The 23,390-nt window shown below is 46.7% G+C and carries 26 protein-coding genes; 1 reads left to right on the forward strand and 25 read right to left on the reverse strand.

What is annotated here, in order from left to right; genetic code table 11:
• Positions 1–119: 119 nt before the first annotated feature.
• From mreB to HMPREF0083_RS23635, 18 genes are all read right to left on the reverse strand, one after another.
• Positions 120–1,145, reverse strand: coding sequence for a rod shape-determining protein (mreB, locus tag HMPREF0083_RS23550; RefSeq protein WP_021624424.1), 1,026 nt, complete (start codon positions 1,143–1,145; stop codon positions 120–122).
• Between the two features lie 78 nt (positions 1,146–1,223).
• Positions 1,224–1,511: a sporulation transcriptional regulator SpoIIID gene (spoIIID, locus tag HMPREF0083_RS23555; protein WP_040304706.1), complete on the reverse strand. Its 288-nt coding sequence runs from the start codon at positions 1,509–1,511 to the stop codon at positions 1,224–1,226.
• A 130-nt stretch (positions 1,512–1,641) separates the two neighbouring features.
• On the reverse strand, positions 1,642–2,382 hold the full coding sequence (locus tag HMPREF0083_RS23560) for a M23 family metallopeptidase (RefSeq protein WP_021624426.1): 741 nt from the start codon (positions 2,380–2,382) through the stop codon (positions 1,642–1,644).
• A 201-nt stretch (positions 2,383–2,583) separates the two neighbouring features.
• Complete coding sequence (gene spoIID, locus HMPREF0083_RS23565) at positions 2,584–3,609, reverse strand: stage II sporulation protein D (protein WP_021624428.1); 1,026 nt, start codon at positions 3,607–3,609, stop codon at positions 2,584–2,586.
• A 190-nt stretch (positions 3,610–3,799) separates the two neighbouring features.
• Entirely contained in the window at positions 3,800–5,146 is a 1,347-nt protein-coding gene (murA, locus tag HMPREF0083_RS23570; protein WP_021624429.1) for a UDP-N-acetylglucosamine 1-carboxyvinyltransferase, read from the reverse strand.
• A 23-nt stretch (positions 5,147–5,169) separates the two neighbouring features.
• Positions 5,170–5,967, reverse strand: coding sequence for a YwmB family TATA-box binding protein (locus HMPREF0083_RS26760; RefSeq protein ID WP_021624430.1), 798 nt, complete (start codon positions 5,965–5,967; stop codon positions 5,170–5,172).
• Positions 5,968–6,040: 73 nt separating this feature from the next.
• Positions 6,041–6,265, reverse strand: coding sequence for a DUF1146 family protein (locus HMPREF0083_RS23580; protein ID WP_040304709.1), 225 nt, complete (start codon positions 6,263–6,265; stop codon positions 6,041–6,043).
• 211 nt (positions 6,266–6,476) lie between these two features.
• The gene (gene nuoN, locus HMPREF0083_RS23585; RefSeq protein ID WP_021624432.1) at positions 6,477–8,018 is read right to left on the reverse strand and encodes an NADH-quinone oxidoreductase subunit NuoN; all 1,542 of its coding nucleotides are present in this window, start codon (positions 8,016–8,018) and stop codon (positions 6,477–6,479) included.
• 5 nt (positions 8,019–8,023) lie between these two features.
• Positions 8,024–9,544 carry a complex I subunit 4 family protein gene (locus tag HMPREF0083_RS23590; protein WP_021624433.1) on the reverse strand — a complete coding sequence of 507 codons (1,521 nt, stop codon included), beginning with the start codon at positions 9,542–9,544 and terminating at the stop codon, positions 8,024–8,026.
• Positions 9,517–11,424 (reverse strand): NADH-quinone oxidoreductase subunit L, encoded by a 1,908-nt coding sequence (gene nuoL, locus HMPREF0083_RS23595; RefSeq protein WP_378431553.1) that lies wholly within the window; start codon positions 11,422–11,424, stop codon positions 9,517–9,519. Before nuoL ends, HMPREF0083_RS23590 begins: the two co-directional genes overlap by 28 nt.
• Positions 11,425–11,448: 24 nt before the next feature.
• Complete coding sequence (gene nuoK / locus HMPREF0083_RS23600; protein ID WP_021624435.1) at positions 11,449–11,760, reverse strand: NADH-quinone oxidoreductase subunit NuoK; 312 nt, start codon at positions 11,758–11,760, stop codon at positions 11,449–11,451.
• A complete protein-coding gene (locus HMPREF0083_RS23605; RefSeq protein WP_021624436.1) occupies positions 11,757–12,263 on the reverse strand; it encodes an NADH-quinone oxidoreductase subunit J in 507 nt (168 codons plus the stop codon). The genes nuoK and HMPREF0083_RS23605 overlap by 4 nt, the downstream gene beginning before the upstream one ends.
• Positions 12,263–12,679 (reverse strand): NADH-quinone oxidoreductase subunit NuoI, encoded by a 417-nt coding sequence (gene nuoI / locus HMPREF0083_RS23610; RefSeq protein ID WP_021624437.1) that lies wholly within the window; start codon positions 12,677–12,679, stop codon positions 12,263–12,265. The genes HMPREF0083_RS23605 and nuoI overlap by 1 nt, the downstream gene beginning before the upstream one ends.
• 13 nt (positions 12,680–12,692) lie before the next feature.
• Entirely contained in the window at positions 12,693–13,694 is a 1,002-nt protein-coding gene (nuoH, locus tag HMPREF0083_RS23615; protein WP_021624438.1) for an NADH-quinone oxidoreductase subunit NuoH, read from the reverse strand.
• The gene (locus tag HMPREF0083_RS23620) at positions 13,694–14,809 is read right to left on the reverse strand and encodes an NADH-quinone oxidoreductase subunit D (protein WP_040304711.1); all 1,116 of its coding nucleotides are present in this window, start codon (positions 14,807–14,809) and stop codon (positions 13,694–13,696) included. The genes nuoH and HMPREF0083_RS23620 overlap by 1 nt, the downstream gene beginning before the upstream one ends.
• 4 nt (positions 14,810–14,813) lie before the next feature.
• A complete protein-coding gene (locus HMPREF0083_RS29880; protein ID WP_021624440.1) occupies positions 14,814–15,803 on the reverse strand; it encodes an NADH-quinone oxidoreductase subunit C in 990 nt (329 codons plus the stop codon).
• Positions 15,800–16,318 (reverse strand): NuoB/complex I 20 kDa subunit family protein, encoded by a 519-nt coding sequence (locus HMPREF0083_RS23630; RefSeq protein WP_021624441.1) that lies wholly within the window; start codon positions 16,316–16,318, stop codon positions 15,800–15,802. Before HMPREF0083_RS23630 ends, HMPREF0083_RS29880 begins: the two co-directional genes overlap by 4 nt.
• Entirely contained in the window at positions 16,309–16,677 is a 369-nt protein-coding gene (locus HMPREF0083_RS23635; RefSeq protein ID WP_040304713.1) for an NADH-quinone oxidoreductase subunit A, read from the reverse strand. Before HMPREF0083_RS23635 ends, HMPREF0083_RS23630 begins: the two co-directional genes overlap by 10 nt.
• A gap of 338 nt (positions 16,678–17,015) precedes the next feature.
• On the opposite strand from HMPREF0083_RS23635, the gene HMPREF0083_RS23640 reads away from it, so the two are divergent.
• Positions 17,016–17,504, forward strand: a complete 489-nt coding sequence (locus HMPREF0083_RS23640; protein ID WP_040304715.1) for a low molecular weight protein-tyrosine-phosphatase — start codon at positions 17,016–17,018, stop codon at positions 17,502–17,504.
• 132 nt (positions 17,505–17,636) lie between these two features.
• Here the strand turns inward: HMPREF0083_RS23640 and HMPREF0083_RS23645 are convergent, their stop codons facing one another.
• From HMPREF0083_RS23645 to atpE, 7 genes are all read right to left on the reverse strand, one after another.
• Entirely contained in the window at positions 17,637–18,041 is a 405-nt protein-coding gene (locus HMPREF0083_RS23645) for a F0F1 ATP synthase subunit epsilon (protein ID WP_021624445.1), read from the reverse strand.
• 31 nt (positions 18,042–18,072) lie between these two features.
• The gene (gene atpD / locus HMPREF0083_RS23650; RefSeq protein WP_021624446.1) at positions 18,073–19,476 is read right to left on the reverse strand and encodes a F0F1 ATP synthase subunit beta; all 1,404 of its coding nucleotides are present in this window, start codon (positions 19,474–19,476) and stop codon (positions 18,073–18,075) included.
• Positions 19,477–19,506: 30 nt separating this feature from the next.
• The gene (gene atpG, locus HMPREF0083_RS23655; protein ID WP_021624447.1) at positions 19,507–20,367 is read right to left on the reverse strand and encodes an ATP synthase F1 subunit gamma; all 861 of its coding nucleotides are present in this window, start codon (positions 20,365–20,367) and stop codon (positions 19,507–19,509) included.
• A 68-nt stretch (positions 20,368–20,435) separates the two neighbouring features.
• Positions 20,436–21,947: a F0F1 ATP synthase subunit alpha gene (gene atpA, locus HMPREF0083_RS23660; protein WP_040304717.1), complete on the reverse strand. Its 1,512-nt coding sequence runs from the start codon at positions 21,945–21,947 to the stop codon at positions 20,436–20,438.
• A gap of 21 nt (positions 21,948–21,968) precedes the next feature.
• Positions 21,969–22,508, reverse strand: a complete 540-nt coding sequence (locus HMPREF0083_RS23665; RefSeq protein WP_021624449.1) for a F0F1 ATP synthase subunit delta — start codon at positions 22,506–22,508, stop codon at positions 21,969–21,971.
• A complete protein-coding gene (gene atpF, locus HMPREF0083_RS23670) occupies positions 22,505–22,969 on the reverse strand; it encodes a F0F1 ATP synthase subunit B (protein ID WP_051354788.1) in 465 nt (154 codons plus the stop codon). Before atpF ends, HMPREF0083_RS23665 begins: the two co-directional genes overlap by 4 nt.
• Positions 22,970–23,108: 139 nt before the next feature.
• Complete coding sequence (gene atpE / locus HMPREF0083_RS23675) at positions 23,109–23,330, reverse strand: F0F1 ATP synthase subunit C (RefSeq protein ID WP_021624451.1); 222 nt, start codon at positions 23,328–23,330, stop codon at positions 23,109–23,111.
• Positions 23,331–23,390: the final 60 nt, after the last annotated feature.

Genomic DNA, 23,390 nt, shown 5'->3' on the forward strand with positions numbered 1-23,390 from the left:
TATAAAACGACGTTAATGTCATATACGTCACTGATAGCTTGCATAGCGGGCAAAAAAACAGAATAAGCACTTCTTTTCACTATAGCAACATCATACCAGAAAAAGTATGAGTATACATACTACGAAAATATCTTTTTGCGGCCTTTTTGTCCGGAATGCTGCGGGGACTTGTCCAAATTCTCCAGCATAATACCGGTTCCTATCGCCACGCATGCCATAGGGTTGTCTGCAATCATAACAGGCACCTTTAACTCTTCTGCAAGCAGGCGATCAAGCCCGTGTAATAGCGCCCCTCCGCCCGTCAGCATAACACCGTGATCGATAATATCAGCGGACAATTCAGGCGGCGTACGCTCCAGTACATTCTTCGAGGCAATTACAATGGCTTGTGCTACTTCTTGTAGCGCTTCACATATTTCAGCAGATGTTACATTAAGTGTCTGTGGAAGCCCAGTGACCATGTCGCGGCCGCGAATATCGATTTCATCCTTGCGCGATCCAGGGAAAACGGTACCGATTTGAATCTTGATATCTTCAGCGGTCCGTTCGCCGATGAGGAGCTTGTATTTGTCTTTAATATACTTCATAATTGCAACGTCACACTTGTCCCCTGCCATCTTAATAGAAGAGGCGGTGACGATGTCTCCCATAGAGAGCACGGCTACATCGGTTGTTCCACCGCCCATATCGACCACCATATTGCCGTACGGCTGGAAAATATCCATTCCGGCGCCTACAGCGGCCACTTTTGGTTCTTCTTCAAGGAACACTTCTCGCGCTCCGCATCGCTGTGCCGCTTCCCGAATCGCCTTCTGCTCAACAGATGTAATGTTAGTTGGGGTGCAAATCAAAATGCGCGGCCGCGCCATGAACCCTTTCACGCCTATCTTCTTCACAAAGTGGTTAAGCATTGCTTCCGTAATATCAAAGTCTGCAATTACTCCTTCTCGCAGCGGACGAATAGCAACAATGTTGCCCGGTGTCCGACCGACCATCCGACGCGCCTCTTCTCCAACAGCCAATACTCGCTTTGTCATGCTATCAATCGCTACGACCGATGGTTCATCAAGCACAACACCGCTGCCTTTCACATAGATAACGACGTTGGCCGTGCCCAAATCTATTCCGATATCTTTGCCCAACATGTGAGAGCCTCCCTGTAACTGTTATATCATCAGAATATTGTACTACGCATATTGTCCTGTAACAAGGAGAATTTTTACCTAGGCAAGCTCTTCGGCTTCCTCCTTTCGGTATGATTTGCTTTTGCGCTTGTACTTGATCTTCGTTGCTTCCCCTCCCCGAAGATGGCGGACAGACTTGTGATATTCAAGGATTTCTTTGACTTCATTCGCAAGTTCCGGATTAATTTCGGGGAGCCGTTCTGTCAAATCTTTGTGCACCGTACTTTTCGACACGCCAAACTCTTTGGCAATCTTGCGAACGGTATTCCGGGTTTCCACAATATAGTGACCGATTTTCATCGTTCGCTCCTTGATGTAATCGTGCACGCCTCTCGCCTCCTAAGCTAATTGGTCATTGGTCTGATACATTATATTGGGGCAAGGGCTTATATATGCGAAAAAAGGCTGATAGCATGTACTATTCAGCCTTTTTTCTTCATTTTCTCGTATTTTCTTTTTATTTTGCTTGCGTCATGTTATCCGTTTTCTTTAAATATTGTTCCGGCGCCACTGCTTCTCCGTTCTTATGAACTTCAAAATGAAGATGAATGCCGAAATCCTTCTCGAACACATTGCGTCCAGCCATGCCGAGTACCGCTCCGCGATCTACCGTATCGCCTACATTCACCTTGGTGTCTTCAAGGCTGGCGTATACAGTGGAAAGACCATCCTTATGCTCGATTTCAACCTGATAGCCAAGCATCGGGTCGCGTTCTGACTTTACTACTTTGCCTGCTGCCGCAGCTGTAACTTCAAATGACTTTTTGTCTTTGGCTGCAATGGCAATACCCGTATTAGGCCAGTAGGAATTGTCAAACTGGACGAGGGCTGCCTCCTGGTCTTTCTTATCAGACGCATCATCAAAATACCCCATCACCTTCTCTGTGGCTTCTGATTTAGTCGGCCAGGCCAATTTGCCATCGTCCGCATTAACCGGAACAGCAGGCTGCTGCTCATTGCCGCCCTGAGCTACTTGTGTCGGCGCAGATGGCTTTGAAGGAGCCGCCTGCGGTGTTGCCAGTTTCGTCGTAAAGTCCTTGCTATTTTGATACCACATTACGCCCGCGAGGATGATAGCAGCTGCGCCTAGATACATTGCGGGAAAAATCCATTTCTTGCCCATTATGCGCCTCCAGCCACCACGTTTCACTTTTTGGACGGGGGAGGAGGATGTAGTCGATTTTTTTTGTTCATCCATTGTTTTATCACCTCAGCAATCAGTGTTGACAGGAAGCGAGGCGAATAAACATACGGAAGAAATTTTTTGTATAAAAGATGAGACAGATGGGCACAGGTTGTTTCTAAGCTCTTCTTCTCCTATTCTAAACCACAATACAATCCTTTTCGTTCCTTATAAGTGAGCGAAAGAAAAGAAGCGTTCGCGCAAAACGCTTCTTTGTTATTTTATCCACTTCTCTGCGCTCTCGATTTGTACGCCTTTATAGAAATACGACACGATTTCTTCAGCCGTTTTTCCTTCTTTCGCCATGCCATTGGCGCCCCATTGGCTCATCCCAACGCCATGGCCATATCCTAGCGTACGGATTTTCACCTTACCATTTTCGATGCTCATCGCAAAATGCGAGGACTTTAGCCCGAGCATTGTCCGCACTTCGCGTCCGGTAAAGGTCTTATCTCCGATTTTGACTTCCTTTACCCGCTGACCGGCTGTACGCGAGAGCACCTTCTGCCATGTATTGCCCCCTGCCGCAGCAGGTTGCGCAATCTTTGTTTTTAGTTTCTTCTCCATCTGCTGGACCGTCATAGTCACCGTTTCTTCATAGTTCGGTGATATGTTGTCCCACGGGACCTTGACACTGCGCAAATAAGGAATTCTAGTCTCCCAGTAATCTTCCGAGTTCTCTGTGTATCCATTACTTGTTGAGAAAAACGTGGCGTTAATCGGTTCATTCTGGTAGGTAAGAACTTGTCCCGCTGTTTGTTCAATTGCCTGGCGGATTCTCGCCTCTTTCCATGTATAAGCACTGCCCCAGCGCTCCCGCTTCTGCTTGTCATCCATATAAACCTGATGCTTGACCGTATCGGTTACATGCGCATCTTTAGGTACGTCCTTAAAATCCTTTTTCGCAAGGCGAAGGGTAATATATGTTCTTGCTGCCATCGCCTGAGCCTTCAATGCTTCTATCTCGAATTCCGCTGGCATTTCTCCTGCTACTACTCCCATTACGTACTCTTCTAGCGGTACTGTATCAATCTTTCCTGTTCCTACCCGGAAGACACGCACAGAAAAGTCGATATGTTTTATTTGTTTTTGTACGGCAGGTGACATGGGGGTGCCTTTCTCTTCTGCTACCTGCTGTACCGGACGCTCGGCAGGTGCCTGGTATATGAGAACGAGCATCGAAGGAACAGCAAGCAAGATTATGACAATAGCGGCGATTGCGTACACAATCTGTTTCATCATTCTCTCCCTTCCGACTGCCAGTTGGACAACTTACTTTATAAATCTATGCGGTCTAACAGAAAGATATGCAATAAGAAAACTCGCGGGCTATACTTTCCTATACAGAGAAAAAAGACCCTTCCGGAGCCTCAACACTCCCTGAAGGGTCTTTTTTGCAAATACGAAAATATAAATACGTGTATGAATCAAATTAAGCAAGCGATGCTTTTGATGAAGCCGTTACGACCATCTCACCGCTCTTCTCACTTTCATCTTTTACAAGCTGTACAACCGGTGTGCTATGTCGTTCAATGTTTGCACCCAATCCACGCAGTTTGCTGACAATGTCCACATATCCGCGATCTATATGGTGCAGTTCGGTAAGCTCGGTTTCGCCTTCCGCAATCAAGCCAGCCAGGATTAATGCAGCCCCTGCCCGCAAGTCCGTTGCTTTTACCTTAGCACCGGTCAAATGTGCTTCCCCACTGATAATAGAGCTACGCCCTTCGATTTTAATGTTGGCGCCCATCCGCTTAAACTCATCTACATGCATAAAGCGGTTTTCGAAAACGGTCTCTGTAATGATGCTGCTGCCTTTTGCGGACAGCATAACGGCCATGAACTGGGCCTGCATATCCGTCGGAAATCCCGGATGCGGCAGCGTCTTTACATCTACGCACTTAAGTTCCGGATTACAATACACTCGCACGCCGTTCTCTTCCTCATCAATGACGACGCCCATCTCACGCAGCTTTGCTACAACAGGCTTCAGGTGATCAACAATCGCATTCTCGATGAATACGTCACCACGTGTAATTGCTGCTGCCACCATAAAAGTTCCCGCTTCAATACGGTCAGGAATTACGCTATGTACGGCACCGACAAGACGTTCTACACCCTCAATGCGAATGGTATCCGTTCCGGCTCCGCGCACCCGCGCTCCCATTGCATTCAGATAGTTGGCCAAATCGACAATTTCAGGCTCTTGCGCTACATTTTCGATAACGGTTGTGCCTTCAGCCAATGTTGCCGCCATCATAATGTTTTCTGTTGCACCTACGCTTGGAATGTCGAGATAAATCTTCGTTCCTTTCAGACGACCGTCCACACTGGCCAAAATGTAACCTTGGCCAATCTCGACTTTCGCGCCCATCGCTTCAAAGCCTTTCAAATGCTGATCAATTCCTCGCGAACCAATGGCACATCCACCCGGCAGTGGAATTCTCGCCTGTCCTTTACGAGCCAGAAGCGATCCCATAACAAGGAAAGAGGCACGCATTTTGCGAACCCACTCATAAGGCGCTTCCACCTCTGACAGGTTACTGGCGTCTACTGTCAGCGTCTCAGCCTTACTATCATATTTTATATTTACATTCAATGCGCGAATGACTTCGCTGATTGTATACACATCATCTAGGCTAGGTACTTCATGGATTATACTTGTACCATCTTCTGCTAAGATTGATGCTGCGATGATGGGAAGTACGGCATTCTTCGCGCCGTGCACCCGTACTTTTCCGGATAGACGTTGTCCACCCCGGATAATAATCTTATCCACGTTACATTTCCCCCCGCGTCCTGCTAGTATTCCACTGTAATGATTGGTATTCCTACTGTTATCATTGTTCCTTGCATGTACGTATCATAATGTGCTGCAACTTGCAAGTTCATGGTTCGCTGGTTCGTTTCAACAACTGTATGAAATAGGGGCGAATAAGCTGAATAGCTAAGGACCGTTTCTTCTTCCAAACTTTCAACCATTGTTCCTTTAAGAGCAGCCAGTAACTGACTGGCTTTCTTCTTTTGCAAGTCATTTTCCAGTTTACCATTATATTTTCCTCTAACACAAGAGATAATTTGCGGTAGTTCTGAACTATTTGCAAAGATTTGCAAATAGCTCTCCATCATGGCTTTAAGCACTGGCACTTGATTTTCTTTACCCCGAAGAGTTAAAGCTGAACCTGCCACAATTTCGCTTTTGCTGCCCGAGGTATACAAGCTCACATATATTTCCCGTTCGACTCCCGCTTCATTTTCGGATGCAGCGCGATAAATACGCATCCCTTCCTTCATCTCTTTGGTCCATGCCCTAATATCTAAATCTTTGGCAATGGCTTGCAAAAAAAGCTCTGCTTCCTGCTCGGTCTGAAAACGAAGGCCTTCCCGCTTTACACGCGCTTGGACTTCCTGTATGCTTGCATCCGTTTTTTTCACAGCCATAAGCAAGGCTGACATATCAGCTACTGCCAACTCCACCGTTTGCTTCTGAGAGGCGGCAGCAGACAGCGAAACAGTTCCGGCAAGCAGCGGCGATCCTAATAGCACAGCAGCGGCACAAACCGCAAAAAGCGTATATTTCCACGTTTCCTTCGTATTCATTTATATCCCTCTCCCGTTTCTCTGATTTACTCTTATTCTGCGCGAAAAACGGGAGGTCTATACTGCCCGAACGTTAGAAAAACTGTCGCAAAAGCTGCGTCCAACCGAAATATTCGGTAAAAAACGAAGCTACACCGTGTCCGATGAAGATCGATAAAAAAATTTGCAATAATATAGCCCGGGGTCCTTTCGGATTGCTTACAAACAGGTCAAAGCGAAACGCCTGTAATGCCCAAAAACTTAATGCGATAAACACAAGCGAAAGTAAAATATTAATCACTCCGGCTATTGCCATCATTAGGTTCCTCCTTCTTTCTTCCTTGCTTTTCTTCCCCAAAAAAAATGTTCCCCGCCTATTGTATCACAATCAGCATTGGGGAACATTTTCACCAAACGTATTCCGTTTTTATCCTCCGTTTAACGGGCAGTAAGCACCCTACCTCTACGCTTGAGAGGACAAAGAAGCACAGTGGGGGAAGGAGAGAATCCCCGCTGATTGTAGATTCATTCTACTGTCCACTAGCCTGGAACATTTGCTGAAGCGGAAAGTTATGATGAATATACTGCAATACAGGGTCAGGCATAATACCGACCGCAATGGTTCCCGCCAGTGCAACCAGTACGACTGCTGCAATAGTGAACGGCACTTTCAGCGGTGCTTCCGTCTGACCCGGCCGCATGTACATCTGACGAATCACACTAAAATAGTAGAAATACGAAACGACACTTGTCGCCAGCATAATGCCGGCCAACCAATAACTGCTGTGCACAATCGTGCTCATAAAGATATAGAACTTGCCGAAGAAGCCAGCACTAATCGGGAGTCCGGCAAGCGATAACAAGAAGAAGGTCATCGCTATCGCCATCCACGGCGCTCGATGGTACAATCCAGCAAATGATTTCACGTCCTCCGTCTGCCGATCACGGTTCACCAGCATAATAATCGCAAAGGCACCCATATTAGCCAGCAAGTACGCCACCAGATAGAAAATGGTTTGCTCGAACATCAACACTGTAAGCGTCGCAAATGGAACAAGTAAATATCCCGCCTGCGCGATGCCGGAGTACGCCATCATTCGTTTTATATTGACTTGACGCATCGCCAATGTATTCCCGATAATCATAGACGCACCCGCAACAATCGCGATATAAAGACCGAGCGTATCTACTAGAACAGAGCTTTGTTGTCCATTCGTCATATCCAGGTTCACTAGATTGCCGAAGATAATCAGGAAAATGCGCAGAATAATCGCAAACCCCGCTGCTTTCGACACGACAGACAAAAAGGCGGTGATCGGCGTTGGCGCTCCCTGGTATACATCGGGCGCCCACATATGGTAAGGAACCGCAGAAATTTTAAATGCAAGCCCAACCAGCATCAGAAAAAATGATAGATACACAAGAAAATCAAAGCCGTTCTGGAACACGTTAGACAGTCGTTCAGCCATGATATAAAGATTCGTCGAACCAGTAAGTCCATAAATGAACGACATCCCATACAGCGTCACGGCGGAGGCAATTCCTCCTGATACAACATACTTAAATGCTGATTCATTCGATTGAATATGGTTCTTTCTTGTACCGACCATAATGTAGGAAGCAATCGAAAGAAGCTCAAGCCCTACAAATAACGTAATTAAATCAGCAGAGGAAGCCATCAACATGGCGCCAAGCAGTGCCATGAGCATCAAATAATAATATTCACCTGAATGCTTTACATTTTGTTTCTCATCCACATAGCTGATAGAAATAAGAAACACGAATGCCACGCCCACCAGGAAAATGAGCTTGAACGCATTAGCGAATCCATCCAGACGATACATGTCGTTTAGAATGGACACGACGTTTTGACCGGTGTTCTGAACTACAAAGTATCCCGCAATAAGGATTCCAATAAAACCGATCCAGGCGAGAATACGCCGATCGGAATTTTTATTCATCACCAAATCGAGCAGCGAGAGGAGTGTAGCGACACCTAGTATGGTAAATTCAGGGCTCATCACTGTCCAATCATATTGAGCAAGATTACCCCATTTACTAGCACCATTCATCGGTTTTACCCTCCTATCCTTGGCACGATATTTTGCAGCGTTGTCTGTAGCGGTTCACTCAATACAGCAGGATATATGCCGATTAAGATGACCAGGCTTAACAGAACAACCATTGGCACGACTTCGATCGCTTGTGCGTCAGATAACGATTCGTGTTTCTGCTGAATCGGTCCGAACGTTGCACCAAGCGTCGCACGAAGCAAATATACCGCTGTCAGGATAATGCCAAGGGCGCCGATGGCGGCAATAATCGGCTTTGTACCGAACAAGCCGACAAACGACATAAACTCGCTAATGAACCCGGACATTCCTGGAAGTCCGGCAGATGCCATCATAGCTGTAAGCAGAATGCCACTAATTATCGGCATTGATTTCGCAAGGCCGCCCAGCTCCCGAATATTGCTTGTGCCTGTTCGCTCATGGATAAGCGCGACTATGTAGAACATAAGCGCGGCAATCAACCCATGCGATACCATCTGGAAAATCGCACCCTGAAACCCTTCGGCGTTCATCGCTGCAAGACCAAGCAACACAATCCCCATATGACTGACGCTGGAATACGCCAGCATTAGCTTCAATTCATCCTGAACGAGCGCAAGAACCGCACCATACAGAATATTGATAACGCCTAGCACCGCGATGAGTGTTGAGAGCTGCTCCATCCATTCCGGAAAAAATGCTGCATTCATGCGAATCAACGCATAGCCCCCGATTTTAATTAACACACCGGATGAAATCATGATGACAGCCGGATGGGCCTCCTGATATGCTTTCAACATCCACGTATGAAATGGAACGATAGGGATTTTGATCGCGAAGGCTGCCAAAAGTGCAAGGAACAGGCCCAGACGCAGACTTTCCGGAATGAAACCTTGCATATCAGGCACATTGCGCGGTGACATCGGACTGGTAAGCAATTGCTTAATTTCTTCCATATTCAATGTCCCCATCAAAATAAACAGCGCTACGAATACGATCAGCATAATCGCTGATCCAACACCGTTATACAGCAAAAACTTCATTGAAGCTTTCTCCCGATCCTTATAGCCCCAAATCCCCATCATGAAGAACATCGGGATGATCGTAAATTCAAAGAAAATAAAGAACTGAAACAGGTTAGCAGACGTAAAGACGCCCAGCATCCCCATCTCTACGATTAAAAATAAAATGTAGAACTCTTTCCACCGCTTGTTAACAGTCAGTGCTGCAAGAGCCGATATCGTAGCAATCACTGTAGTTAACACAAGAAGCGGCATCGACAGACCATCTATACCGACTTCAAAATTAATCGGAATCGCCTGATCGCCAACCGGAATGTTAATCCAGTTCCATTGTTGCACAAGCTGCAAACCTTCTGCCGCAGAATTGAAATTGGCGTATAGCATAAGAGCCAATACGAGCGGAACGAGCGTGGCCAAAGTGCCAAGCGCTTTGATTGTGCCGGGCAGGCTTTTTGGAACAAAGGCGAGCAGCAGCACACCCAAAAGCGGTGAAAACGTTAGGATTGTAAGAAAATAGTTCGCCATTGCTCCACATACCCCCCTGCAATTGTTAGACCGGCAAGCAACAATACCAGTCCGATAAAGGCAATCGCTCCATATGTCTGTATCTGTCCATTCTGAACTCGGGCGCCTACACCACCTATGCCGCGTGTAAGCGCGGCAACAAGACGCACCAGGCCGTCCACTACCCATACATCAAACACATACATGCCTTTGCCAAACGCACGCAGCGGTCTGACAAACACAGCATTATATAGTTCATCAATATAATATTTTCGGAACGATAGACGATAGAATACTCCACCCTCGCCTTTCGGGATTGTTCCCTTGCCGTACATATACCAGGCAAGTGCAATACCTGCGACCGATACACCTACCGCAAGTAGCGTCACCCAAATCGGTGCAGCATGTTCTGCACCATGCTCACCTGCATTAAACATCGTAAATCCATTCGTTAACCATTCACCGAGTGCTGGCTTCCACGGCGTATTGATAAATCCGGCTACAACCGCCAACACAGCCAGCACTAGCATCGGCATCGTCATAACGCCTGGAGACTCATGCGCATCAGCGCCGCCCCGTGCCTGCCCACTGAATGTGAGGAAGAACAGACGGAACATATAGAATGCGGTAAACGAAGCTGCAATAAGAGCAATAATAAAGAGATCAACATGACCGGATGTGAGCGTTGCAACAAGAATTTCTTCCTTCGACCAGAAGCCTGCGAACGGCGGTACACCTGCAATCGCCAAACATCCGACTAAAAAAACAAGGCCTGTGATGCGCATCTTCTTCCATAAACCGCCCATCTCAAAAATATCCTGTGTGTGAACAGCATGTATAACACTGCCCGCAGCAAGGAATAATAGAGCTTTAAAGAATGCATGCGTCATCAAATGAAACGTCCCTGCCACATATCCAGCAGCACTGGCTGCCCCTAACGCCAGCATCATATAACCTAACTGGCTAACGGTGGAATATGCAAGAACCCGCTTGATATCTCTTTGCGTCAGACCAATTGAAGCCGCAAAAATGGCGGTAAATCCACCTACATAGGCAATAACTTCAGTCGCTATTGGAGAAGCAAGGTATAAATCGTACATGCGGGCTACCAAATACACACCCGCAGCAACCATTGTTGCAGCATGGATGAGCGCACTAACAGGCGTTGGGCCTTCCATCGCATCAGGTAACCACGTATGCAGCGGGAATTGGCCGGATTTACCGACCGCACCAATAAATACGAGAATACCAATTAGCGTAATCTTCCACTCTTCCACGGCGCCCGTTTGGATTTTGTCGAAGATATCACTATAGTTGAAGCTTCCCATCCACCAAAAGGTGAGGGTGAGTCCGATGAATAGTCCTACGTCACCGATACGGGTAACAATGAATGCTTTCTTAGCCGCTGCCTTCGCTTCCGGTTTATAGAAGTAGAACCCGACAAGCAAAAATGAACATACTCCAACAAGCTCCCAGAATATGTACAGCTGCAGAATGTTCGGTGAAAGCACGACGCCCAGCATTGAGAAGGTGAACAGGGCAAGATATTGATAAAATACAGGGAAACGTTCATCCCCTTGCATGTAGCCACGGGAATAAATATTCACCAGCATGCTCACCAGTGTTACGATTACAAGCATCATAGCATTCAACTGGTTGACTTCAAAGCCCATCGTAATCTTTTGCCCAGCAAATGTAATCCAGTGAAAGCTAGTATTAATATAGTCCTTGGCGCCGTCGCCAAACCGCTCGAAAAATATTAGCAGCGCCACTACGAACGAAGCAGCAGTGGCAAGAATACCAACATACGCCGCCGATTCTTTCAGCTGGCGTCCGAAGGCAACAAGCAGCACGAAAGCTAAAAGCGGAAAGAACGGTACAAGCCAGGCATTCGCTATCATTTCCATAATCACCAGTCCTTTTCTCTATCGCTTCATTAAGTTCATCTCATCCACCCGTACCGTGTTGCGGTTGCGATATAGGGAGATGAGAATGGCCAGCCCCACGGCTGCTTCGGCTGCCGCCACCGTAATTGTAAACAGCGAAAAGATTTGTCCCGAAATATTCGGAAACATGCCGTACTTGGCGAATGCGACAAGATTAATATTGACCGCATTCAGCATCAGCTCAATCGATAGCAGGATAACCACAGCATTACGCTTGGTCAGTGCTCCATATAAACCGATGCAGAATAAAATTAACGCTACCAATAAGTAGGATGTGATCGGTACACTCATTCGTCTTCCGCCTCCTTCTTAGCCAGAATAATCGCTCCGACAAGCGCCACTAGCAGAAGAACGGAAACCGTTTCAAACGGAATGACATAATTGGTAAACATCTGCACGCCGATTTCCTTGACATTATCTTTTTGTGTGAAATCAGCTGGCTTGTCGCTCCACTGAACGCTTTGAATTCCAAAGAAAACAATAATAAAAAACACTGCAATTCCCACGCGAATTAGCCACTTCGCCGGATTTTTCCCTTCTTCAACTTCCGAGGCATCGTGACGCGTCAGCATAATTCCGAACAGCATTAGAATCGAAATTGCCCCAGAATAGACGAGAATTTGTACCATGCCGACGAATTCAGCCTCCAGCAACACGTATATGCCAGCGATGCTCAGAAACGTAAATGCCAGCGCCACCACCATATGTACAACTCGAGTGAAGCTAATCATGAAGACCGCTCCCCCGATGGTCAACAGGGCAAGAATGAAAAATGCGATGAACTCTCCTGTCATTACGCATCTCCTCCCCGCACGTTCGTGTTATTGTCATCCAGCCACTCCAAATTCTTAAACAATTCGTCACGGCTGTATGATGCCAGTTCAAAATTAGTCGTCATCACAATCGCTTCAGTCGGACATACTTCTGTACATAAATCGCACAAGATGCAAATTTCGAAGTTAATATCATACGTGTCGATAACTTTTCCTTTTTTGTTCGGATCCTCGCTCTTCTTCCCAATAAGATTAATACAGTTCGTTGGACAAATCCGGGCACACTGGTTACACACTATGCATTTTTCAGGGGCGAAATGCTGAATGCCACGGAAACGCTCCGGCCAAACCATCTCTTGGTCCGGATACATATGGGTAACTTTCTTTTTGGTTAACTGTTTGAATGTGTAAGCCATACCCTTGGCAAAGCCTAGCATACTATCACCTCTTTTATAGGACCGTTTTTAACACAGCGGTAACCAGGATATTGACAAGCGAAAGCGGCAAAAGCACCTTCCACCCCATCTGCATGAGCTGGTCTACACGCATACGAGGAAACGTAGCCTGCAACCAGAAAATAAAGAAAACAATCGCAACAAATTTTAACGCAAACCAGATAATACCGGGAATAAAGCTTAAATATTCAATCGGTGGCAGCCATCCGCCCAGGAACAATACCGTAGTTAAGGATGCCATAGCAAAAATGTACACATACTCAGTTAGCATGAAGAATGCCCAGCGAAATCCGCTATACTCAACATGATAGCCGGAAATAAGCTCGGACTCTGCTTCCGTTAGGTCGAATGGTGTCCGGCTCAGTTCGGCAAGCTGTGCAATAATAAAGATAATGAAGCCCAAAAATTGCGGAATGAAAAACCACATGCCCATCTCTTTTTGCTTCTCGACAATATCGATAAGATTCAGGCTTCCTGTCATAAGAATGACACCAACAACAGACATAACAAGTGGAATTTCATAACTAATCATCTGGGCAGCGGAGCGCATCGCCCCAATAAGAGCCCACTTATTATTTGATGCCCATCCGCCAGTGATGACCCCTAACACTGTAATACCAGAAAGGGCAATATAATACAGAAGTCCGACCCCGACATCGGCAAAATGCAGCTTATCAGTGAACGGCATAACCGCAAGCACCCCAAAAGCAGGCACAAAGGCGATAACAGGCGCAATGATAAAGAGCGGTTTGTCGGCAGCTTTCGGAATAATATCTTCCTTAAGCAATAGCTTCAATACGTCAGCCACTGTTTGCAGCAAACCGAATGGACCTACCCGATTCGGGCCTATTCTCAGCTGCATCCAACCAAGGATTTTGCGTTGAAAATAAATCGAGTACGTTACAAAGCCAAGTACGATGGCCAGCAAGACAACTGCCGAAAGAATGAACACCAGACTATTCTGGAGCCCAAAGCTTTGTTCAAGATAAGCCCCCATTAGCCGTCTACCTCCCCAAGCACAATATCAATACTGCCAAGAATCGCTACCATATCGGCGATGTTCTGTCCCTTGACAAGCTTGGGAAGAACTTGCAGATTTGCAAAGGAAGGTCGACGGAACTTGATGCGATACGGCTTATCTTTTCCATTGCTTGAAATATAACAGCCAATCTCTCCGCGTGGCGCTTCAATTCTTGTAAATGCTTCTCCTTGTGGCGTACGGAGCACACGCGGGACCTTAGCCATGATTTCCCCTTCCTTCGGGAATTGTTCAAGTGCTTGCTCAACGATATTAAGAGACTCCTGCATTTCTCTGAAACGGATTTTATAGCGGGCAAAACAATCGCCTGCCGTCTCTGTTGGCACTTCAAACTTGAAGCGATCATATATAGAATATGGAGCATCCTTGCGCAAATCCCATGCCATACCTGTAGAACGAAGCTGAACGCCGCTCAGTGAATAGTTAATCGCATCTTCCTGCGTAATAACGCCAATTCCTGTTAACCGGTTAATCACCACTTCGTTTCCTGTTACAAGCTTATGGTAATCATTAATTTGCTTACGCATATACGGAACAAATTCTTTTACCTTCTCAATCCAACCTTCAGGAGCATCCCACTTTACGCCACCTACCCGCATATAATTATATGTCAGACGTGCTCCACACAATTCGTTGAAAAATGCGAGAATCTTCTCCCGATCTGCGAAAGCGTACAGCAATGGACTGAGCGCACCCAAATCTAGTAAATACGTACCAAACCAAAGCAGGTGACTCGCTACACGCTGAAGTTCCATTACAATGACGCGCAAATATTCCGCACGCTCCGGAATCTCCAGTCCCATCAATGTTTCCACCGTATGTACCATCATGTAGTTATTCGTCATCGCTGCAATATAGTCCATCCGATCGGTATAGGGAATAATCTGGGTGTAATTCAAATCTTCAGCCAGCTTTTCTGTGCCACGGTGCAGGTATCCAATAACCGGGATAGCTTCCGTAATCGTTTCCCCGTCGATTTTGACAATCAGACGAAACACCCCATGCGTACTCGGGTGTTGAGGACCTACGTTGAGCAACATTTCTTCCGTTCGTAGCTTTGTGCTTGAGCTCATGTCCTCATACCTCCTCATCGTATTGTACATAGTCTTTGCGAAGCGGATGTCCGACCCAGGTGTCAGGAAGCAAAATTCGCTTCATGTTGGCATGGCCTTCATACGTAATACCAAGCAGGTCATACGTTTCCCGCTCAAACCAGTCTGCACCAGCCCAGATATCCATTACGGATGAAACCTTGGCGTTATCTCGATCCACCTTCACTTTGACGCATACATTGTTACGATGCTTGTAAGAGTATAAATAAACGAGAGATTCCATATACGTCTCATAATCTACACCGAGGCTTAGAGATAGGTAATCAAACGCCAATTCCTCATGATCATGCATGAACCGGGCAACCTCATGCCACTTCTCTCTCTTAACAATTAATGTAGGAATATGCTCACTAAGCTCATTAATATATGAATCCTCCAGCACATCCGTACCAAATTTTTCTGTTATAACTTTCACAATCTTATCCAGTACCGGTTGCTTCGGTGATGGCTTCTTGGGTTCTTCCGCCTCCGCTCCGGTAGCTCCGCCAGTTGCTTTAGCCTTTGCAGCAGCGGCTGCTGCGGCTTTGGCTTTGGCAGCTGCGGCAGCTTTTGCCTTCGCATCATCCCCACCAGTGGCTCCCTGTGCTTTGGCCTTCGCAGCGGCTGCGGCTTTTGCCTTCGCATCATCCCCACCAGTGGCTCCCTGTGCTTTGGCCTTCGCAGCGGCTGCGGCTTTTGCCTTCGCATCCGCGTCTCCACCAGTTTCACCTGCCGCCTTTGCTTTAGCAGCAGCGGCAGCAGCTTTTGCTTTAGCGGCTGCATCCGCTTTGGCCTTTGCTATATCTTCTGTGCCCGCTTCTGATGTATTGGATGGAGCTTCAGCGGAAGCATCTCCTTGCGCGGACTGCGCAGCTCCAGCTTCCATCCGCTTTCTTTTAGCTTCGGCGGCAGCTTTGGCAGCTGCAGCGGCCTTTGCTTTTTCTTCTGGCGTAGGCTTCTTTTTCTCTTCGCTCATTCACCGGTCACCTTCTTCCCGGTTTTAGCTTCGTATCGGATTTTCTCTTGCAATTTATTAATTCCATAAATTAAAGCAGGCGGGCTTGGAGGACATCCCGGAATATATACGTCGACCGGGATGATCTGATCCACCCCTTTAACGACAGCGTACGAATGAACATAAGGACCACCAGCCGTAGCACAGGAACCCATAGCAATAACCCATTTCGGTTCGGCCATTTGGTCGTATAAGCGACGGACAAGAGGGGCCATCTTCTTCGTTACCGTTCCGGAAACGATCATACAGTCGGACTGACGCGGTGAAGCCCGGTAAAATACGCCGAAACGGTCTGTATCCCAGTTAGCGCCTCCGGTTCCCATCATTTCGATAGCACAACAGGCCAGCCCGAATGTAAGCGGCCAGATCGAATTGCTACGTGCCCAGGCTTTCAACTGTTCAACCGTGCTGAAAAACACATTGCGTTCAAGCTCTCTGCGTTCCTCTAAGCTGATATTCTCCAAGTTTAGTTCCATTCCAACACCTTCTTTTTCCAGGCATAGATTAACCCTATTATCAGCAGTGTAATAAAAATAAGCATTTCGACTAGTGCGAATAATCCAAGGCTATCATAAGCTACTGCCCACGGATACAAAAATACAGTCTCAACATCAAATATTACAAATAACAAAGCGAAAATATAATATTTAACGTTAAACTGCACCCAACTGGACCCTACAGGGTCAACCCCGCTCTCATAGGTTTTTCTCTTTTCCTCGGTTGGATTGCTCGGACGCAAAAGCCGCCCGAATGTAAGCGCAACCACAGGCAAAAGAACACCTAGAGAGAGAAAAATGACAACAATGAAATAATTATTTGCGTATAATGTCGCCATACCTTTCCCCCTACCTTTACTTGTAAATTTTTTATAATAAAACAAGCAAAAAAACAGGAAATTGTGGAAAATCCCATCCAATTATACCAAAAGGCTTGGGTACTGTCTAATAGTGGAATCCCAAATCTTATGGTACATTTATATGTGTATGTGACTTAATATATTGACACGCTTTACTAGATTAAGGTAAGAAATGCTAAAGCCAAGAGACTAACGATGTCTTGCGCTTCGACTAAAAAGTCCAGCGTTATTGCTTCCAGCTTCAACCTCTTTTTTCTGCCTTGGGCCACAGAAGTGTGCCAATGTATTAAAGCATATTTATATAAGGAAGTGATTATTTGAAAACAAAAAAAATTAGTGTCATCTTTGTTTGTTTGGGAAATATATGCCGCTCTCCACTGGGGGAAGGAGTGTTTCGGCATCTGGTGGAAGAAAAAGGATTGGGTGAATACTTCATGATCGACTCAGCTGGCACTGCAAGCTACCATGCAGGCGAGCCTCCGGATCCGGGTTCCAGACGCATAGCAAAAAAACATGGAATCTCACTGAACGGACAATATGCCCGACAGTTCATAGCAAACGATTTAACCCAGTGGGATTATGTTATTGCCATGGATTCTACAAACCATAGCAATATTCGGCAGTTAGGCGCCCTAACCTCTGGAAATATTCACCTGATGCGCGAATTCGATCCGGAAGGTCCGGGAGATGTACCCGATCCATGGGCACGCGGCGATGAAGCGTTTCTTGAGACATATACGATCATTCGCCGTTCTTGCGAAAAACTGCTTGAACATATTATCAAGGAACATCATCTGCTACAATAACCTTTCCTCATTATAACATACAAAGCAAATGTTATCCTGTAAAGAAAAAACCGCGGGCACGACCAATCGTCCTTTTTCTGCAAAAAAGCTCTCTTCGAAATCCTCGAAGAGAGCTTTTTTATCATACTTTATTTACTTCCCAGCGACATCAAGACGTGTCATCGCGCGTTGCAGTGACATCTGGGCACGTTTGAAATCAATATCTTCTTTTCCGCTTTCAGCAAGGCGGCGCTCGGCACGCTCTTTTGCTGCTATTGCGCGGTTTACATCAATCTCTTCAGCAAGCTCGGCAGATTCCGCAAGAATCGTTACTTTATCCTTGCGAACTTCCATCATACCGCCGCTGACCGCAATTTTATCATCTGCGCCATCGTGTTTCTTAACCAGAATCGGAGCAATCTTAAGCGGAGTAACCATCGGAATGTGATTGGGCAAAATACCCAAATCCCCTTCTGCGCCTCTGGCTACGACGATGCGAGCGTCTCCGCGGTAGACAACCCGTTCTGGAGTAACGATTTCGACTTCAATTGTATTCATTTACGAAACCCTCCCCATTATCAGGGTTGAACTACTGCATGCTTTTCGCTTTTTCAACCGCTTCTTCGATTGTTCCTACATACAGGAACGCCGCCTCCGGAAGATCGTCATGCTTGCCTTCCAGAATTTCTTTGAAGCTACGTACCGTTTCTTTAACCGGCACATATTTTCCAGGGAAGCCAGTGAACTGCTCGGCAACGTGGAATGGCTGAGACATAAAACGTTGAATTTTACGTGCACGGTTTACGGTTTGTTTATCTTCGTCAGACAACTCATCCATACCTAGGATAGCAATGATGTCTTGAAGTTCTTTATAGCGCTGCAGAATAGACTGTACGCCGCGAGCTACATCATAATGTTCCTGTCCTACAACTGCTGGCGACAGAATACGAGATGTAGAAGCAAGCGGATCTACCGCAGGATAAATACCAAGCTCGGAAATACCACGGTCAAGGTTGGTTGTTGCATCCAAGTGGGCAAACGTTGTTGCCGGTGCCGGGTCGGTGTAGTCATCCGCCGGTACATAGATCGCCTGGATCGATGTTACAGAACCTTTCTTCGTGGATGTAATACGTTCTTGCAACTGACCCATCTCTGTTGCCAGTGTCGGTTGGTAACCTACCGCAGACGGCATACGTCCGAGCAGTGCGGATACCTCGGAACCAGCTTGCGTGAAACGGAAGATGTTATCGACAAACAGAAGCACGTCACGGCCTTCTACATCACGGAAGTACTCAGCCATTGTCAGACCTGTCAGGGCTACGCGCAGACGCGCTCCTGGCGGCTCATTCATCTGACCAAATACCATGGATGTTTTGCTAATAACGCCGGAGTCTACCATCTCATGATAAAGGTCGTTCCCTTCACGGGTACGTTCCCCTACACCTGCGAAGATAGAGTAACCACCGTGCTCTTGCGCGATGTTATTAATAAGTTCCTGGATTAGTACGGTTTTACCTACACCCGCACCACCGAACAGACCAATTTTACCGCCTTTTGCATACGGTGCAAGCAAGTCTACAACCTTAATCCCTGTTTCCAGTACTTCATCTGCTGTAGATTGCTCTTCAAATGCTGGTGGTTGGCGATGAATCGGATGATATTCAACATCCGCTGGAGCTTCTTTCAAGTCGATCGGCTCACCCAGTACGTTAAATACGCGACCGAGTGTTTTCTCACCAACCGGTACAGAAATCGCTTTGCCTGTATCGACAACTTCCATACCACGTACCAGACCGTCTGTAGAAGACATAGCAACGGTACGAACTACGTTATCGCCCAGGTGAAGGGCAACTTCAAGAGTCAGTTCAATTTTCTTACCGTTATCAAGTGTATCATCAATTTTAACAGCGTTATAAATTTCAGGCAGGTGACCGCGTTCGAATTGAACGTCTACGACCGGACCCATTACCTGAAGTACGCGTCCCTTGCTCATCTGTTTCCCTCCTATCTAACGCATCGAATCCTATTCGAGCGCGCTGGCTCCGCCAACGATTTCCGCGATTTCCTGTGTAATCGCCGCCTGGCGGGCACGGTTATAGAACAGTGTATAACGTTCAATCATGTCTGTTGCGTTATCCGTTGCGTTGCCCATTGCCGTCATGCGGGCACCATGCTCACTAGCTTTGGCGTCCAGCAGTGCACTGAAGATAAGGGTTTCCGCGTACTTCGGCAACAGGTCTGCAAGCACCTCATCCGCAGATGGCTCGAAGTCGTATGTTGGTGTTCCCTCCACCTTCTCGACATCAGCCAGCGGAAGCAGACGTAGTTCCGTTGGCTCTTGCTGAATGGCACTTACGAACTTGTTATACACGAGGTACAATTCGTCGATTCCACCATCGGCAAACATTTGAACAGCGCCGCGTGCTACATTCCTAATGCTTGCGAATGTCGGTGAATCAGACATGTTCACGAACTCCTCAGAAATCGGATAATTACGCTTCTTAAAGAAATCGCGACCTTTACGGCCCAATACGAAAATCGTATATTCATCCTGGCTTTTATGGCGTTCAGCGATGGTACGAGATACCATGCGAAGTACGTTCGCATTATACCCGCCTGCAAGACCACGGTCGGATGTGATAACCACATACCCCGTTCTCTTTACAGGACGGCTATCAAGCATCGGATGCTTAGCACCTGATGTACCAGCCGCAATACTCATAACAACTTCACGCATTTTTTCTGCATATGGACGAGCCGCTTCCGCTCTCTCCTGCGCTCGGCGCAGCTTGGCGGCGTCAACCATTTTCATTGCTTTCGTAATCTGGCGTGTGTTCTGCACGCTTTTGATGCGTGCTTTTATTTCACGAAGTCCTCCGGCCACGTTTGTTCACCACCTTTGTTCCTTGAATTAGTCGCTTTGTCATCTGCTGACGCAGCTGTGTTTTCCTATTACTCGGATACAGCAAAACCTTTTTTGAACTCGTTGATTGCCGCGTTCAATTGGTCTTCCGGTGGCAATTCCTTTGTATTAACAATCGTGTCGAAGATTTCTTTCTTATTATGATCGATGTAAGCATGCAGTTCTTTCTCAAAACGAAGCACGTCAGCTACCGGAATATCATCCAGGAAGCCTTTCGTTGCCGCATAAATAGAAATAATCTGCTTTTCAACCGGCATCGGCTCGAATTGGCCTTGCTTCAGAATTTCAGCTGTGCGCTCACCACGAGTCAGACGAGCTTGTGTTGCTTTGTCCAGATCAGAACCAAACTGGGCGAACGCTTGCAGCTCGCGATATTGAGCAAGATCAAGTTTAAGAGAACCCGCAACTTTTTTCATTGCTTTAATCTGAGCGGAACCACCTACACGAGATACGGAGATACCTGTGTTAACCGCCGGACGTTGACCGGAGTGGAACAGGTTAGACTCAAGGAAAATCTGTCCGTCTGTGATAGAGATTACGTTCGTAGGAATGTAAGCAGATACGTCTCCTGCTTGTGTTTCGATAAACGGCAGAGCAGTCAAAGAACCTCCGCCAAGATCATCGCTCAGCTTCGCAGCACGCTCTAAAAGACGGCTGTGCAAGTAGAATACATCCCCTGGATATGCTTCACGACCCGGAGGACGGCGGAGCAGAAGGGACAGCTCACGGTATGCAGCTGCTTGCTTGGAAAGGTCATCGTATACGCACAGTACGTGCTGACCTTTATACATAAAGTATTCACCCATCGATACCCCTGCATATGGAGCAAGGTATAGCAGCGGAGCCGGATCGGACGCTGTCGCAGAGACAACGATCGTATATTCAAGCGCACCATGCTTACGAAGCGTTTCTACTACACCCGCAACTGTGGATTGCTTTTGACCGATAGCTACATAGATACAAATCATGCCATTGCCTTTTTGGTTGATGATGGTATCGAGAGCGATCGCCGTTTTACCTGTTTGACGGTCACCGATAATAAGCTCACGCTGTCCACGACCGATCGGAATCATTGCATCGATGGCTTTCATACCTGTTTGCAGCGGCTCATGTACGGATTTACGTGCCATAACACCCGGTGCCGGGCTTTCAATCGGACGGAATTCCGTCGTTTCAATAGGTCCCATACCGTCAAGCGGCTGACCAAGCGGGTTTACAACGCGTCCAAGCATTGCTTCCCCTACTGGAACCTGCATGATGCGGCCCGTACGTTTTACTTCGTCACCTTCACGAATATCCGTATAAGGTCCAAGAATAACAACACCTACGTTATCTTCTTCCAGGTTTTGCGCCAATCCCATAATGCCGTTCGAGAATTCAAGAAGCTCACCGGCCATAACGTTTTGCAAACCGTGAACGCGCGCGATACCGTCACCAACCTGGATAACCGTGCCCACATCCACTACTTGGATGTCAGATTTATATTTTTCAATCTGTTGTTTAATCAGAGAACTAATCTCATCTGGTCTGATTGCACTCACCTTATGGTTCACCCCTATCTATCATACTTGGGCTTGCTTAATTTGCTGTGTGAAGCGAGCCAACTTGCCTTTGATGCTACCATCATACAGTCTATCACCGATGCGCACGATGATACCGCCGATAATGGAAGGATCGATTTTCGTTGCTACACGCAGCTTTTTATTTACTTTCTGTCCGAATTGCTCAGCCACTTTTTCCAGTTCGGCCTCAGTTAACGGTTTTGCCGTAATCACTGTAGCATCGGCAAAGCCGCGCGCCTCATTGGAAAGCTCTGTGAATTGCTTTGCGATATCGTTCAGTTCATCTTCACGACCGCGCTCTAGCAGAAGGTTCAAAAAGTCGAGCGTCGTTTCAGAAACTTTACCAACAAATAATTCGTTCAGTATGCCCTTCTTTTCCGCCGCCGTCACTTTTGGATGAGTTAAAAGCATGTTCAGCTCATCGCTCTGCTTGATAATATCTGTAATTTGATTCAATTCAACTTCAGTTGTATCAATCGCCTGCTTTTCACTGGCTACTTCATACAGGGCGCGTGCATAGCGCTTTGCGACAGCACTCATACTTGACCGCCCACCTGTCTCATAAATTGCTCAATTGTATCTTGTTGCTCAGCTTCTGACATTTCCTTTTCAATAATCTTGGAAGCAAGCAGCACGGAAAGACCTGCAACTTGATCACGTACAGAAGCGATTGCTTTTTCTTTCTCACGGTTAATCTCAAGCTTGGCATCTTCAATCATACGCTCCGCCCGAGCCTGGGAAGCAGCCATGATTTCCTGCCCCTCCACATCTGCTTGTTTCTTCGCACGTTCCAGAATAGCCTGTGCTTCTTCACGAACTTTTTTCAATTCAGCGCGTTGCTCTTGGAGCAATCCTTGCGCTTCCGCATTCGCTTTCTCAGCAGCTGCGATTTGTCCTTCAATATTCTCCTGGCGTTTTTGCAGTATAGACATCGCCGGCTTCATTGCAAACTTGGATACAAGTGCCAGTAGGATTAGAAACATAATAATTTGAAACAGCATAGTTCCGAGTTGGATATCCACAGTCCGTCAACTCCTTTCCTGTAGCAAAAGAATTCATCTAAGTACAAAAGGAAGGCGAAGGATAACGGCCTCCGCCCCGGTAAAAGTATACAATTGCTGAATGTTGTCTCTTTATTTATTAACCTAAGCGGCCTAAATACATGAAACCAATAGCAACTGCGATGATCGGAACAGCCTCAACAAGACCCAGACCAAGGAACATAAGACCCATCAAACCACCACGTGCTTCCGGTTGACGTGCAACACCTTCAATTGTACGAGAAACTACAAGACCGTTACCGATACCTGCGCCAACAGCGGCGAGACCAAAAATTAAACCAATCAAAACTGCGAAATCCATTATGATTTCCCTCCTAAATAAATTGTTAAAATCAAATTTTATGGATGAAAAAGTGATTAG

Origin of the sequence: Aneurinibacillus aneurinilyticus ATCC 12856, from assembly GCF_000466385.1 — a bacterium.
Lineage (GTDB): Bacteria > Bacillota > Bacilli > Aneurinibacillales > Aneurinibacillaceae > Aneurinibacillus > Aneurinibacillus aneurinilyticus.